General features: G+C 64.9%; 8 protein-coding genes. 7 read left to right on the top strand and 1 reads right to left on the bottom strand.

Going from position 1 to position 15,584, the window contains the following annotated elements; all coding sequences use genetic code 11:
- Positions 1-13 precede the first annotated feature (13 nt).
- The gene (locus BMX29_RS14550) at positions 14-1,372 is read right to left on the bottom strand and encodes a hypothetical protein (protein WP_092814112.1); all 1,359 of its coding nucleotides are present in this window, start codon (positions 1,370-1,372) and stop codon (positions 14-16) included.
- 659 nt (positions 1,373-2,031) lie between these two features.
- Here BMX29_RS14550 and BMX29_RS18875 point away from each other — a divergent pair.
- From BMX29_RS18875 to BMX29_RS14520, 7 genes are all read left to right on the top strand, one after another.
- Positions 2,032-2,370 carry a hypothetical protein gene (locus BMX29_RS18875; RefSeq protein WP_139197041.1) on the top strand — a complete coding sequence of 113 codons (339 nt, stop codon included), beginning with the start codon at positions 2,032-2,034 and terminating at the stop codon, positions 2,368-2,370.
- A gap of 110 nt (positions 2,371-2,480) precedes the next feature.
- On the top strand, positions 2,481-2,882 hold the full coding sequence (locus BMX29_RS14540; protein ID WP_092814106.1) for a hypothetical protein: 402 nt from the start codon (positions 2,481-2,483) through the stop codon (positions 2,880-2,882).
- A 340-nt stretch (positions 2,883-3,222) separates the two neighbouring features.
- Positions 3,223-4,746: a hypothetical protein gene (locus BMX29_RS19655; RefSeq protein WP_244889250.1), complete on the top strand. Its 1,524-nt coding sequence runs from the start codon at positions 3,223-3,225 to the stop codon at positions 4,744-4,746.
- A 69-nt stretch (positions 4,747-4,815) separates the two neighbouring features.
- On the top strand, positions 4,816-8,022 hold the full coding sequence (locus tag BMX29_RS14535; RefSeq protein ID WP_244889249.1) for an AAA domain-containing protein: 3,207 nt from the start codon (positions 4,816-4,818) through the stop codon (positions 8,020-8,022).
- Between the two features lie 194 nt (positions 8,023-8,216).
- Complete coding sequence (locus BMX29_RS14530; RefSeq protein WP_139197039.1) at positions 8,217-9,575, top strand: hypothetical protein; 1,359 nt, start codon at positions 8,217-8,219, stop codon at positions 9,573-9,575.
- A gap of 408 nt (positions 9,576-9,983) precedes the next feature.
- Positions 9,984-12,407, top strand: a complete 2,424-nt coding sequence (locus BMX29_RS14525; RefSeq protein WP_139197037.1) for a PD-(D/E)XK nuclease family protein — start codon at positions 9,984-9,986, stop codon at positions 12,405-12,407.
- Positions 12,404-15,541 carry a UvrD-helicase domain-containing protein gene (locus tag BMX29_RS14520; protein WP_092814097.1) on the top strand — a complete coding sequence of 1,046 codons (3,138 nt, stop codon included), beginning with the start codon at positions 12,404-12,406 and terminating at the stop codon, positions 15,539-15,541. The genes BMX29_RS14525 and BMX29_RS14520 overlap by 4 nt, the downstream gene beginning before the upstream one ends.
- The last annotated feature ends 43 nt before the right edge of the window (positions 15,542-15,584 follow it).

Genomic DNA, 15,584 nt, shown 5'->3' with positions numbered 1-15,584 from the left:
CACCGCCTCAACCTCAGATAAGCGCGAGCGCGTAGATCAGAAGCGAGACGGTGGCACCCACGACCAAAACGTAGGCCGCATTCCAGCGCCATGCCACGCGGGCCGGAGTGACCCCACCGTAGGACGCGACAAGAAGCACGGAGGCGGTGAATGGCGACGTCACACCACTCAGAGCCCACCCGGCTGTGATTGCGAACACCATGGTAACCGGGGCGATATTCAGCATCTCCGGCGTGGGGAGAAGTGGACCGATCAGGGAGACTGCGAGGATGGGATTCATCCCGATCTGTCCCGTGATCGGAATGAGCCAGAACACTCCGACGAGCAGCAGCCCGGGCGGGATCGCACTCAGGTCCACCCCGGCACCCTCGACCAACGGGGTTGCAAGGGACGATCCCAAGGTCCCGATGAAGCCCGCCATGGCAAGCAGGACGAGTTCACCATTCAGCCCCGGGATCTCGCGCAGAACAAAGTCCGATGCCTTGTCGCGCACCGTCTCGGCCCTGTGCTCGGGGGACGCCTGAAGAGCAACCCAGCCCACGGCGATGAGCGGCACCAAGGCCATGACAGCACCGAATACGCGGACGCCGACGGCGAAGTGGATGACGCCCGCCGACACGAGGACGAGGGCAAGCAGGGTCATCAGCGGCCGCAGATGGTGCATCCACGCACCGCCCGAGACGTCTTGCGCTGCCGGTTGCTGCCCGGAAGGTCGTGGCTTGAAGATCGTGTCGAGAGCCCAGCCCGAGAAGATGAGCAGTGAAACGCCCATCAGAGCGAGGGGAAGCGTGGCGACCCAGCTCGATCCGGGGACAACAGAGAGCGTGATGGCCAGTGAGAAGCTGAGCGGAGACCACATCAAGGTAGAGGCAAACCCGCGCTGAATTGCGACGAGCATGCGCCGGACACGGTGCTTGCGGACGTAGTCGCTCGGGGCCTCGCGTGCGCTTTCGGTGGCGAGACTGCCGAGAAGCGAAATCGACCCATAGAGGAGGATCAGCCCGAAGAGATGGCCTCCGATGGTCAGCGCGATGTATCGCCTTCCCGGTGCCTGGTTGGCCAGAAAGCGCCCGCATTCGATGATGGAAGGAGAACTTGCCGCCGCCGTCCGGATCGCGGTCAGAGCGCAGAAGAGTGCAGCGATGAAGCTCGCCCTCGCGAGCGCATCGAGGATCTCCATGTCCCACTCGGGCAGAAAGGCGACAGCCAGGACGCTGAGCAGAAGCCCGATGAGCAGGAAGGCCTTGCGCGAGTTTCCCACCTGCGGTGCGAAAGCCGCAAGTCCGGACAGCGCGAGACCACCGGCGATGTAGGCGAGGGCCGGCAGCCCCGTGAACTCGTAGAGTATGGTGACGAGCAGGGTGGCGATCATGAACAGACCACCTGTCTGGTTGCGTCTTTCCGGTGATCCGAAGACCAAGATGTTGCCCCCGCTGGAGTTTTCCCGCGCGTGCAGTCTCTTGCGCCGAACGGGGAGTGTCCAGCGCACCCGGCTTGCGCCGAGGCCGGAGCCTGCATGGCGATCTAGCGGAACTGCGCCCGATGGAAGCTCGTCAAACGCTTTTCCCCACCGACAGGCGCCCGATCAGTGATCCGATCGCGCTCTACTCTGCCCCAGGACGAACAGAAGGGTCTATGGGGATGGTCGAGCTGGACCAGATCAGCACCACCACGCGGTGGCCGATGATGGGACGCGCCTGGCGGTCGGCCGTGGAGGCCTTGTTTTCCTGACTGTGCGGGAAAAGATGGCTGGGGTGGTAGGATGCCATGCTAAGTAATTGATATTAGACAATAATATGCCGAACAAAAGTATATGGTGTCAATGCCCCCACTGCCAAAATCTCAGATGTGCGCCAGGCGTGGCTAACGTTGCTGGTGCGGCGGGTTTTTAGGAAATCGAGGGCTCTCGCGCTTGGTTCGGCCGCCATCAAGCGGCACGGGGCCCGTGAGCGAGCAGATTCAGAACAACTTTTTTCTTCGTCGATTACATAAATGGCCAAACTTTCCTTCGAACGAAGGAGGAACTATGGCATGCAAAAGGTAGACAGACGGTCTGAACATCTCGGCTGGATAGAAACGGCGCTACGTGCCGGGAACCCTGATCTGCCCAACTTGGCACTCTTCGGGCTGGCGCATTACGGCCCGTCCCACTGCCTCGCCTTCGTCGTCGTTTCCGGTGTCGCGCGCGATCAAGTTCGGCGCCGTCAGCTCCGCACCGAGGCCAACGATCTGCTGCGACGTCTCGGCTACGCGGTGGAAATCGAACCTGGGCGCGATGTCTACGACCTCGTGCCAATCCGACCCGCCTCCTCCCACGAGCGGCTGCGGATGCTCCGGGATCTCCTCGCGGCCTGTGACCCCGGCAGCTGATCGGCAGGGCCGAACCCCTTCCTTGACGGCCGCGGCGGCGACATCGCCGTCCCAACCGATGCGGCCTTTGGGCGGATCGCCCCGGACTTCAATCATCATAGAGGTTCGCAATGAACTCGATCGTCTTCACTCATTTCGCCGTGCCGAGCGCCAGCGCGGGCGCGCTCGACGTGGCGCTGCACCGCCTCGGCGCGTGGCTCGACACCGAACGCGAGACTCTGGGTCGCGTGCTCACCCAGGCCGGGCGGAGAGGTGCCTGCCGCATCCTCGACATGATGGACCAACTACATCTGGACGGGGACGCTATGCCCCATGAACTGAGAGAAGTGCTGGAGGAAGCCAGGGACACTCTCGCGGCACTGCTCGAGACGCTGCGCGAGATTCCAACCTGCTGCCGGCTGGAGACGGCCTGGGGTCTGCCTGGGCCGGATACGTTCGATCGGCATGTGCGCTGGTCCGGCGCCCGACTCGAGGATATTGTCGCGACGCTGAACCGCGCCCTCGCGGCCTGACGCAGTCAGGGGCCCGGGGCGGAGCCCCGGGCCCTTTGTCGTATCGAATAACACGGGTTATCGGATACGAATTGGGGACGTGAGAAGAGCGGGGTAGAGACATCATGGTGATGCTGCGAGAGCGTATGCAAGAGCGTTACGCAAACTGGCAGGCGGACCTCTCGGAAGAGCAAATGGGCGCCGACGGACAGGTCATGCCGGGCTGGCGGACCTTCTTCGCCGAGTGCCCTGCCCCCAATTGGGCTGCAATCCCGGAAGCTCTCGTGATCGAAGATGACGCGCAGGCCTGGCCCGGACGTCGAAACGAGCGGCTCCCGCAAGCGCCTGCCACCGCAACGAAATGCGGGCCTACCTCGATGTCCTCGGCACCCGCCTTGGTGTCTCCGGCTTGACCGTTCACGAGGCCTTCGGACGGGCCATCGCCTCCGCCGCCGATCTCGACGGCCTGCCGCGGGAGATCCGCCGGCTGCGCTTCGCCGGACCCGAACTGATCGATCCCGAGACCCGGTCGGAAATCGACGGCGACGCGCGCATGGTGCTCGACCGGCTGGCGACGGCAGACCAGATCGCGCGGCTCTGGCACGACGCCGGCAAGGCGCCGCTGCGCGCCGACGAGGCCGAGGACATCGCGAACGATCTGTCCGCACTCGCCCGCGCCATCGAGGCGTTCCGCGCCGGGGCTGCGGACAGCCCGCTTCGTCCCTTCCTTCCGGAAGATCCCGTGCACGCGCAGGCAGCTCCCATCAGGGCCGCCCTGGACTACGTCGCTGCCAACCCCGCCTGCGATGCAGACCTGGCTTCCGCGCTTCTCGACCCGGAGATGCGCCAGTCCGCCCACGAGGTGTGTAATGCACGGGAGCGTGCCAAGGCAGCCAGGGACGTCCTGAAGGAGCTCCTTTCCGATCCCGACGCGTCAGATCTCGACGAGGTCATCGAGGCCGCCGCGGATATCGCCAGGACTTACAACGGTGTCGTCGACCCGGCGGCTCTCTCCGAGAATATCGAGACGCTCGAAACGCGGCGCACAGCTCTCGCCCGCCAGCGAGACCTGGCAATTGCACTACCCGCGCGCTGGGCTGAAACCGCGGAGCAGAACGGCACGACACTGGCGGACCTGCGCCTCGACATCGAGATGCTCCTGCGCACCCCGGATGCGATCCTCGACAGGCGGCAGCCCGACAGCAGCCGCGCGATCCCGGGGCTGGCCCGCGAGGCGGCGGCGACGCAACGCCAACTGGCCACAGAGCTCACGGAAATCCGCAAGACCCTGCCACGGGCGAGTGAGCACGACGCCGAAACTCTGAATGCGGCGGCGGACAGGATCGAGAGCGCGGGGCTCTTTCGAGCCCTTTCCGGCGCTTTTAAGAGCGCGTGGTCCCTCTATCGCGACGATCTCGGTGGCGATGCCAAGGCGACGCGCCCTGCCGCGGCCGCCGCACTGCGCACCTACGCCAGTTGGTCGAAAAAGCGATATGTCTTCGCCTACGATACACGTTTCTCGACACCCCTCGGGTCTGTCTTCAAGGGTGTGAAAAGCGATCCCCAACTGCTCGACGCACTCGCGGAGTTCCACGAGGCGACCGACCGGATCACGCAGGGCGACGAGCGCCTTCGCTATGCGCTCGAAGCCGGGCCACTCGAGCCGCTCCGCGACTTCGCGACGGATACCGAAACACCGCCGCTGACGCTGTCCGGGGTTGTCCGGGCCCTCGAAGAGGCGGAGACCGCCATAACAGCCGCGCGACAGGATCGGGACGCCGCCATCGCCGCCTGTCTGTCTTTCAGGAACCGCGAGGAGATCGACCGGGACATGATCGAGCGTGCAACGACCGCCGACGCGGATCTCAACGATGCGATCGTGTAGGAAGAGCAGTCGCGCGCTGCCGATCTACTGTCCCCCTCGGCGACCGGGGACATCAAGATCGCGATCCAGATGGCGGACCATATCGCCGAGCTTCCCGATCCGCAGGCTGGCATCGACCTTCTGCGGCGCGGACATGCCCAGTCGATCGTGGAGGAAGCAGATCGCATCTTCAGTGCGCTTGGAAAGATCGGCGTCGAGGCGGCGGAGGTTGCTGCCGAGATCGCCCTGGCCGGGACCGACCCCGATGATGCGACAAGCGCCCTGCATCACATCGCCGGCCGGATCGAGGACGTGCGGGACGCCGCCACCCGGCCCGACGGTCTCGTCGACCGGGCCCGCCTGTTGCGCGCCATCGCCGCCCTCGAGGCCCGCGGCCTCGGCGAGCTGACCGCCTGGGTCCAGACCGGGGACGGCCGGGAGCACCGCGCGGCGCTTCCGGACATCGTTTCGGCGATCTATGACCGCTCTCTCACCGACCACATCCAGGACCGGTTCGGGCGCACGCTCGACGCCTATGACGGCAGCGATCTCGACCGGTTGCGCAGCGACATCGCCAAGGCCGACCTGGAGCTCACCGATCTCGCCCGGGCGGCCATCCGCGAGGAGCTGATCGAGAACAGCAATCCCCCGCAAGGCAACGGCACCGGCAAGGTCGGCACCTACACCAACATGAGCCTGATCCACCACGAGACGAACAAGGTGCGCAACCGCATCGGCGTGCGCGACCTGACGAGCCGTGCGGGGTCCGCCCTGATCAACCTCAAGCCGTGCTGGATGATGTCTCCGCTCGCAGTGGCGCAGTATCTGCACGGTCGGTTCGCCTTCGACCTGCTGGTCATCGACGAGGCCTCGCAGATGACGCCCGAAAATGCGCTGGGCGCGATCATGCGCGCCAAGCAGGTGGTGGTTGTCGGGGACACCAAGCAGCTTCCGCCCACCAACTTCTTCTCCAAGGTGCTCGACGATCACGACGACGATGAGGACTCCCGCACCGATGCCGAGTCCATCCTCGACATGGCGAACACCACCTTCACCCCGGTGCGCCAGCTGCGCTGGCACTACCGCTCGCGCCACCCTGCCCTGATCGCGGTCTCCAACAAGATGGTCTACGAGAACCAGCTGACGATCTTCCCGGCCGCGCGCGATGGCGATCCGGATCTCGGCGTCGAGCTCTTCGAGGTCGAGGGCGAATACCGCAAGGGCCGCAACATCCCCGAGGCGCACGCCATCGTCGCCGGCGCCATCCAGCACATGCGCGACCATCCCGAGCGCTCGCTGGGTCTCGCAACGATGAACAAGGACCAGACCGAGCTGATCCTGGCCGAGTTCGAGCGCGAACGCGCCCGGCATCCGCATGTCGAGGCTTATATCGAGCGCTGGACCGAGAAGGACGACGGGCTCGAGGAATTCTTCGTCAAGAACCTCGAGACGATCCAGGGCGACGAGCGCGACGTGATCATGATCTCGACGCTCTACGGCCCGGACGCCGAGAGCGGCAAGGTCTACCAGCGCTTCGGACCGGTGAACAGCGTCCATGGCCATCGCCGCCTCAACGTGCTCTTCTCCCGCGCCAAGGAGAAGATCGTGACCTACAGCTCGATGAAGCCCACTGACATCCAGGCCGAGAACAAGGCCTACGGCGTTGCCATGCTCCGCTCCTGGCTCGAGTTTTCCCGCACGGGCCGGATCACCGAGATCCAGACCGAACGGCCGGAGACCGACAGTCCGTTCGAGGACTTCGTCATCGCCCAGATCGAGGCTGCGGGCTACGAGGCTGTGCCGCAAGTCGGCGAGGCCGGCTACCGCATCGACATCGGTGTCCGGCATCCCAGCTGGCCCTACGGATTCATTCTCGGAGTCGAATGCGACGGCGCGCCCTACCACTCGTCGCGCTCGAGCCGCGACCGCGACCGACTGCGCCAGCAGGTTCTCGAGGGCCTCGGCTGGCGCTTCCACCGGATCTGGTCGACCGACTGGTTCCGCAATTCGCGCAGTCAGATCGAAAGGCTGCGCCAGGCGCTCGACGCCGCGCTGGTTCGCGCCAAGGAAGACGAGGCCCGACGGCAGGAGGAGCGCGCCCGCGCCGCGGAACGCGCGCGGCAGGCCACCGAGGAGGCCATCGAGCGCGCGGCAGCCGCCGAGGCCGAGGCTGTGGCAATGACCAACGAGGCCAGCCCGCTCGTGCAGATGATCAAGGCCAAAACCAGCGACCATGGCGAAGCCCGGGGCGAGACCCAGGGCCTGCTCTTCGAGGAGGAAGATCCCCAGGAGCACCGGTTCGAAACCGACGCGGATAGCAACGCATCGGAACGACCGTCTTCCCACGAGATCGGCGGCAAAAAGCCGTCGCTGTCGGACCTCGCATCGGCCCGGATCGAGGAGTGGGACGAGGATCGGGCTTACGACGCCTTCAATCGGACCACGACCACCCGCAAGCGCGGCTTCTACTGGCTGGGCTTCCTCGAGGGGGTCGCCGCCTCGAACGCCATCGAGGACGGAGAGGCCGAGGCACTCGTCAACGAGGCCCGCGAAATGGACGCCTTCTTCGGCGCCGACGCAGAGGTCTCGATCTCGGACGGACTTGGCTACGCGCTCGAGCTCTCGGGCGGGGATGTCATGGCCGCGATCGAATTCCACGCCGAAGCGGTCAGGGACGATCTCGACGATCCGGACCTCGCCTCGGACAAGGATGCCGTGAACACCTTCCTCGGTTTCTGCGCCGGCATCGTCTGTGACGGCCGGATCACCTCCGAGGAGGCGCGAAAAATCCACGCCCGTTTCCACGCCGATTCCCGTCTCGCGGAGGCGCCGATGTTCGCGCAGCTGCGCTGGGCGGTCGACGGCGCGCTGGCCGACGCCGTGCTCGACGACGACGAGGCCGAGGAGATCCGCGAATGGCTCGCCGCGCTGGTGACGGACGGCCATGCCGATACCGGGGTCGCCAATATCGGCGGCGTCGTGGCGCCGACCGACCCGATCACCGACCCCGCAGAGGTCGACCTCGAGGGCAAGACCTTCGTGCTGACCGGGAAAATGAGCATGGGGCCGCGCTCCCTCATCGGGCAGGAGCTTGCCCGCCGCGGCGCGGCGCTCAAGGGCAGCGTGACCGACAAGACGGACTTCGTGGTGGTCTCGAACACCGCGTCGCTGCACTGGACCGCGACACATTACGGCACGAAGATCGAGGCCGCCCGCAAGAAGATCGACGACGGGCACCCGATGCGGTTCGTCGCCGAACACGCCCTGGCGCAGGCTCTTTCCCGGGGCCACGACTGATCCGATTTCTCCGGCCGGCTGAAAGACGCATGGCGATAATATCACCGCCATTCCCGCCGGCCGCAGAATAAATCCCCGCGGGAAGCGCGTCACATTTGTCGCGCTTCCCGCCCACACCGAATTGACGTATCGGGCCGACTGTTGTCTCGATACATTCTCAATACTACGATTTTCGAGTTTTCGTGGGAGGTTACATGACAGATTTTCCGGATTTTATCGTCAGCGGAGACGAGGCGAGATTGTTTCCGATCCTTGCAGAAACCAGCAAGGAAAAGCGTGTGGCCTCGATTTTCCTGGCCGTGATGACCCAGATCCCCGCCATGGCCGAGGAAATTCTCGGGAGAGTCGGAGTGCGGGTCGGAAAACGCACCCGCGTCCGGGCCTTCACCGAGGTGGTGCTAAAGGAAAAAGTCGTCGACGGCTGCCGCCCCGACGGGCTGCTGATCGTCGATACCGGCCGCACGCAATGGTCGGCCCTGATCGAGGCCAAGATCGGCCGCAACGAGCTCACCGCCGAGCAGGTCTCCAAATACGCCGAACTGGCAAAGGCCAACGGCATCGATGCGGTCATCACGATCTCGAACCAGTTCGTTTCGCGCGCCGATCATTCCCCGGTGTCGATCTCGAAAACCCTGCTGCGGAAGGTCGGCCACTTCCACTGGTCGTGGTCCTATCTCGCGACCGCCTGCGAGATCCTCGAATATCAGAAGACCGTCACGGACACCGAGCAGGTCTACCTGCTTCGGCAACTCAACCACTTCCTTGCGCATCCGGCCACCGGCGTCGAGCGCTTCACACAGATGACCCCCAGCTGGAAGGATGTCACGCAAGCGGTGCTGAACGACGGCGCACTGAAGAAGACCGCGCCCGAGGTCGAGGCCGTGGCCGCGAGCTGGGTCCAGGAAGAGCGCGATCTCTGCCTGCACATGTCGAGCCATGTGGGCCAGGCGGTCTCGACCCGGGTCGAACGGAAATTCACCGACGATCCCGCGGCGCGGCTGAAGAACCTGATCGAGACCCTCGTGTCGCGCCAGACCCTGTCCTCGGTGATCCGCGTGCCGAACTGTGCCTCCGAGATGGATGTCTGCGTCGACCTCGCCCGGCGGACGGTCGCCGTGTCGATGGCACTCAAGGCGCCCGGCGACAAGAAGTCCACAAAGGCCCGGATCAACTGGCTGCTGCGGATGCTGCCCGATGACGACGACCGGCTCCTCGTCCGCGCGCACTGGCCAGGACGAGGGGCTCCGACAACAAAGGATCTCAAGACGCTGCGCGACGATCCGACCGCCATCCAGAACGACAACCCGGAGACCACCCCGCATTCCTTCGAGGTGCTGCTCGTCGAGAACCTCGGCAAGCGATTTTCCGGGCGGCGGACTTTCATCGAGGACATCGAGCGCATCGTTCCGAGCTTCTACGACCTCGTCGGTGTCAACCTGAAGGCCTGGCAGGCCCCACCTCCCAAGCCGGTCAAGGCCCGGAGTGAGCCCGATCCCGGCGAACTGACACAAGCAGATCTCGAGAGCACCGGCGCGCTTCCCGGAGACGAGTGATCCGGAGCGGGCCGAGCCGGCGACCGGCCACCCGGCCCGCGACGTCGCTCTCATTGCCGGAGCAGCGCAACCATCAGCGTCGCCGACGGTTGTGTAGCCAGGCTAACGAGTCCTTAAACGGAGGCAGGCGCAGCCCGCCGCGCTTTGTCTTCTTACGCCACGTCGCTAATTCCCGAACCAACGAAGAAGCGAAATTTCTACTGTCCAGGATTTTCGCGAGTATCGTTGCATTCTCCTGTCAGCTGAAATCGAAACGCTTTCTCACCCATTCCCGAAATGCAATACGGCTACATATTCTTATGAACGGACACGCCAAATCTATCGCACACATGCTTTTTTCGCTTTATTCCCCGTATTGCTTCGCTAATATCCCAAGTTAAATATCTCGAAATCCCTTGGAGCCAATTCTTGCCACTCGACCCGATTTCCACCGTTCATCCGGTGACCGGTGCAATACGGCCAGTGACGCCGTCGCTCCTGGCCGAAACTTATCTCTGCCCCCGCCCCGCCCCATTCGAGGACTCCGCCGCAATTCTTGAGGCGAAGACCGCACCTTGGGCCAACAGCCTTGAGGTTGCGCCTGAGTCCACCGTCGCTGCCGCCTCGAAGGCACTTCGCGAACTCATCCACGCCGCTCCGGCACTCGATCCCACATCCGTCGAGGTGGGGCGGCTCCCCGAGGGCCGAGCACGCTTCCACCTGACCGCACTTTGTGACATCTGGCGCGATCTCGGAAACTTGCCTGCGGATCTTGCACCGCTCGCCCATGCCTTGGCAGGCGGGGCCGGCCATGCGCTCGACCCACTCCCCCTCTTGCGCAGCGGAAGCCGGATAGGGGCCACCTCAGCCGATCTCGCGCTTGCGGACATGCTCGAGCGCCATCATGGCGGCACTTGGCAGGAAGATGCCTTCCCCGGGCTCCGGCCGGCTGGAAGCGGGACCCTGCGCGCCTTTCAAGCCGGTGATACCAGCGAGGGCACTACGCTCTCGATCACCTCACTGCGAGACCCGCTGGACGAACTGCGCTTCGCAGCCGCACGCGCGCAGCGGCTTCTCGACGAGGCGGCAGTCGAGAGCGCCGACGAAATCGGCCTGCTGCTACCGGACGATCCGGCCTGGCTCATCGACGCCGAAGCCGTCTTCGCCGCTGTAGGACTGCGTCTCGGTGGTCTACCTGGAGCACCCGCCCGCAACCGCGCAGCAGAGGCCGTCCACCTGATCCTCGCCGTGCTGAATAAGCCCGCCCCTGGCATGGCGGCAGTCGCTCTCGAGGCACTCGGTGTCGGCACACGGGACAGCGCGCTTAGGAGCCTGTTGAACAGACACCCAATCACCGGAGGCGATCTGGGCCAGACACTTCGAGCCATCGCAAACCATTTGCCCGCTGACATTGCGGCCGCCCTACGCGGCCTCCCATGCGGCGCCGAAGCTGCGCCCGTCGACTGGCACGGACTGATCGCCATCACTCGCCCCGCCCCCACATCTGAAGCGCCGGTTACGGCTTCGCGAGGAGCCATCGCCGTCTTCACTGAAGGGCGGAACCCGTGGTGCGAAGTGCGCCGTCTCCTTGCCCTCGGTTTCGCGGGGGATCACTATCCCAGCGTCACCGGCTCCGGTCCGTTTTGGCTGGAACACGAGATCGACCTTATTGAGCGGACCTGCGGCATCGCCCTGCCCGGTCGTCGTGCGTCACTCGAACTTGCCAGCGCTCGGCTGGACCGGCAGCTGGCGGCGGTCTCCGACGCCATCGAGATCACCGTGCCGATCCGCGACCGCGCCGGCGACCGCCTTGCACCCGCAGCTGCGCTCGACATGTTGGCGCACCGCGTCGGATTGACGGCGGAGACATTGATCCAACCGCTCTCCGACGATGCCGCCTACTGGCCCTGCGACAGCCATCTCGCCGCGCCCTCGCCCGGACGCAGTGCGCCGGAAACCCGAATTCTCGACCTCGGTCGCGATCTGACCGGTCTGCGTCTGAAGAATGGAGCACCGTGCCCGCAATCGCCCTCCCGTCTCGAGAAGCTCTTGGTATCTCCGCTCGCGTGGCTGCTTAGCGAACTCGGGATTGAGGACAGGAGCTGGGGACCGGACGAACTTGGTGCCATGGTGCGTGGATCACTCATGCACAAGGTGCTCGAAGCTCTCTTCCCGCCAGGACCACCACCCGATCCCGCGACCGTTGGGGCTGCTGTCCCCGCCGCAATCGACGCCGCAATCGAAGCGGAGACCGACCTGCGTTTCCTTGCGGCCTCCGCCTGGGCGGTCGAGCGCCGACATCTCACCTCTGACTTGACGCGGATCGCGACCCGCTGGGCCGAGATGCTCCGCGAGGCGGACGCAACAATTCACACGACCGAGGAATACCTGACTGGAGAGGCCTTCGGGATGGGCCTGAACGGCAAGGCCGACACGGTGTTGAAGCTGCCTCACGGAAGGCTACTCGTCATCGACTACAAGAGCGGGACATCCAAGAAACGCGTCAAGCGGATGCAGGGTGGCTGGGATGTGCAGGCCCAACTCTATGGCGACATGATCGCCGGCACCGAACTGGCCGAGGGCGGCACGGCAATCTCCGTCGGCTACCTCAACCTCACGGACATGGTGGCTGTCACCCGCGGCACCCTTGTCGGAGAGCCCTTCGGTCCCGTCGACACAGACACCCATGCCGAAGCAAATGCGAAGCTGTCAACGACGGTCGCGGAGCTGCGCGAGGGACGGGTAGTGCTCAACACCACGAAGGACGCCGCGGAGTTCGACAAGCTGGGGATTGACGCCTACGCGCTCGACAATCCCCTCGTGGCCGCGTTTCTGTGGGAGGACGAAGAATGACCTTCCAGATTGTTGGCGCAGGAGCCGGCTCGGGCAAAACTTGGCACATCCAAGAGACACTCAGGGCATGGGTGACGAAGGGCGAAATCCGTCCCGAACGGATTCTCGCCGTGACCTTCACAGAGGCCGCGGCTTCGGAGCTCAAGGGGCGCATCAGGGGCGCTCTTCTCTCAGTCGGCCGCATTGAGGACGCCGCGACTATCGAGCGCGCCTACATTTCAACCATCCATGCCCTGGGGCGTCGCATCCTGACGGAGCACGCCTTCGACGCCGGTCTCTCCCCATCGCTGCGTCTGATTGAGGATGCCGAAGCCGAACTGCTCCTGCGGCGCGCAATAGCCGAAACTGAGGCTCTCGAGGGCTTCACGGAGAATCTCGAAGCGCACGGCTACGCCTGGAACTTCTCGGGCGGCAGCGCCACCGATGCATTCCGCCGTGACCTGCGCGCGGCCATCGGGCGCCTGAACGAACTGGGCGAGCGAGGCGACGACCCTGACCTCCCTGGCCGCGCCGCCGCTGCGCTGGAGGCAGACTGGCCCGAGACGGAAGAGGACGGTGCACGGTTGGAGATGACGTTGCGCGCCGCGATCGAGGCCATGCTGGAGACGTTCCCGGATGGGATCGTCGAGTGGTCAACGAGCGCCGCCGCTACGAAGGACTTCACGTCGAACATCCGCGATCTGCGAAAAGGGCTGTCAGACTCGGCCTACACGGACTGGGAATGGTGGCAAAGGCTTCAGAGCCTACGCGTGACGAACCGCCGACAGTCCACCCCTGAAGGCTACGATGAACTCGCCGAGGTGGTGATGGAGGCGGCGCGTGCCCTGCCCCGCCACCCCGGTCCGAAACGTGAGGCTTCCGGACGGCTGGAGAGAATGCTGGCCGGCGCACAGGACGTGCGGCGGCTCTATTCAAAGGCAAAAGCCCGACTTGGCGTTGTGGACTTCGGCGACATGATCGCCCGTGCCGAGACCCTGCTGCGCGAGCGCCCCGAAGCAGTCTCGGCAATGATGGACGGAATCGACTGCGTGATCGTGGACGAATTCCAGGACACGAACCCTGTGCAATTCGCCCTGCTCGCGCATCTCATCGAGGCAGCCCCGCGCGTGGTGCTGGTCGGAGACGGAAAACAGGCGATTATGGGATTTCAGGGCGCCGATGCGCGTCTCGCCGCGGCTCTCGCGCGCCAGCACCCTGACGCAGCCTATACAATGGACACCAATCGCCGTTCCGTGCCCGGCATCATGAACCTTGTGAACGATCTTGGCGCGGGGCTCTTCAAGGACTACGCACCCTTGAAACCGCATCGAGGCAACGCCAACGGCACGCCGATCGAAGTGCTGCGAATGTCCAACAAGGCCTCGACGAAAAAGGGAGAGCCGCTGGCAAAAGGCTGCCATCACATCGCGGAGCGGATTCGCAATCTTCTGTCGGAGAAACGCGATATCGCGGATCGTCGAACCGGGGCTGCTCGCCCCCTGCGCCCCTCAGACGTTGCCATCCTGTGCCGCACCCATGGCAAGGCGAGGGGGCACGCCGATTGCCTTGCGCACCTCGGTATCCCCGTCGACCTCGATGAAGATGGCTGGTTCTCTTCCGCGGCCGTTACCGTCGCCCGCTCAGCTCTCGCTGTAATCGCCGATCCCGCGGACAGCTTCGCCGCCTTGCTCTATCTCACCCATGGTCCTGCTGCCCTCCCGCTGGAAAACGCACTGACAGCCGTGCTCGACGAGGAGCTGACAGAACACGCGAACCTCGAGCCACTGATGGCCCTCCACAAGCAAGCCCCAGGCTGGACGGTCGGTCGAGTGCTCGCAGTTTTGCGGACCGAAGGCGGTTTGGACGACTGGGCAGCAGGACTGGATGACCCTTCTCGCGCGCACGCCGACCTCGCCCGGCTCGACGCGGAGGCTGCATCCTTCGAGGAAGCCGATCCAGTCACCCGTGCCGCCTCCGGCGTCTTCGGCTGGGACATTCGGTCCTTCCTCGCTTGGCTCGCTATCCGCACCGAAGCGGGTGACAATGCCCGGCCCGACGCAGGCGCCGCTGCCGCACGCGGCGTGAAGGTCTCTACATGGCATGCAGCAAAGGGTCTCGAATGGCCGGTGGTCTGCGTGACCGGACTGGACTGGACGATTGAGGAGCGCCCCAACACCCTTCGGATCGAATTCGACGACTGGGACGAGCCCGGGATGCTTCTGGACCGTGCAACGATCCATTACCATCCCGTTGTCGCCAGCAAGGAAGTCGCGGCATACTTTGCCGCGGCCCGCCGCGAGCCCGCCGCAGTAACAGAGCGCTGTCTTTCATATGTTGCCTTCACCCGCGCCCGCGATCTGCTGGTTCTCGAATGGCCTGACTTTTGCAAGCCAGATGCGGACACCGTGTCACGCCTCTTGATGGAGGAGGGCAATTTGACCCTCGACGGGGGCGCTATCAGCATAGGCAAGACCGTGCATCCAGCGCGGATCACCTCCCACGGAGAGATCTTCCCCGAGGGTTTCACCACCTCACCCAAAACCGCAGCCGCCGAACCTCTCAGGCGCCCCGGACGACGCGAGGTTCCGGGCCCCCGCGGCGAGCCGATCTTCCTGCGTCCATCCGACGGCGGCGAGGAAGCTGCGCTCTGGTCGGTTGAGACCCACCCCCTCGGCACCGCTCTATCGGGGGATGCGTATGGCGATGCCGGCGAGCGGGGCACCGCTCTCCACCTCGCCATGCGTGTCCTGCTAACGCGTCCGCACCGCACGCTCGACCTCGGCCCCGCTACAGGGCTCGGCGAAGATACCTTGGTGTCGCTCCTTGAACAGGCCAACGCGCTGGGCGACCGCTTGTCAGAGCGTGGCCTTACAGACCTGTATTCCGAGCTGCCCTTTGAAGCCGTGCTCCCGAACGGCACCTGCGTCAGGGGCACAACGGACCTTCTGGCGTGCAGCAGGGACGGCACCCGGGCCGCGATAATCGACTTCAAGTCACCTGCGCCCAAAAGCCCGCTCGAGGCCGCGCGCCCCTACCTCGCCCAGCTCGGCACTTACATCCGCGCCGCGACAGTCGTCTGGCCGAATCTGCGCATCGAACGCGCGGGCATCCATTTTCTCGGCTCAGGCACGCTTATCTGGGGGACGCCCGGCTGATGTCGTAACCGGCCGCTAATCCGCGGACGACGCAAGTCTTCAG

It is taken from the genome of Roseivivax marinus, from assembly GCF_900109705.1.
In the GTDB taxonomy this organism is placed as follows: Bacteria; Pseudomonadota; Alphaproteobacteria; order Rhodobacterales; family Rhodobacteraceae; genus Roseivivax; species Roseivivax marinus.
This window is presented reverse-complemented; position numbering and strand designations above follow the sequence as displayed.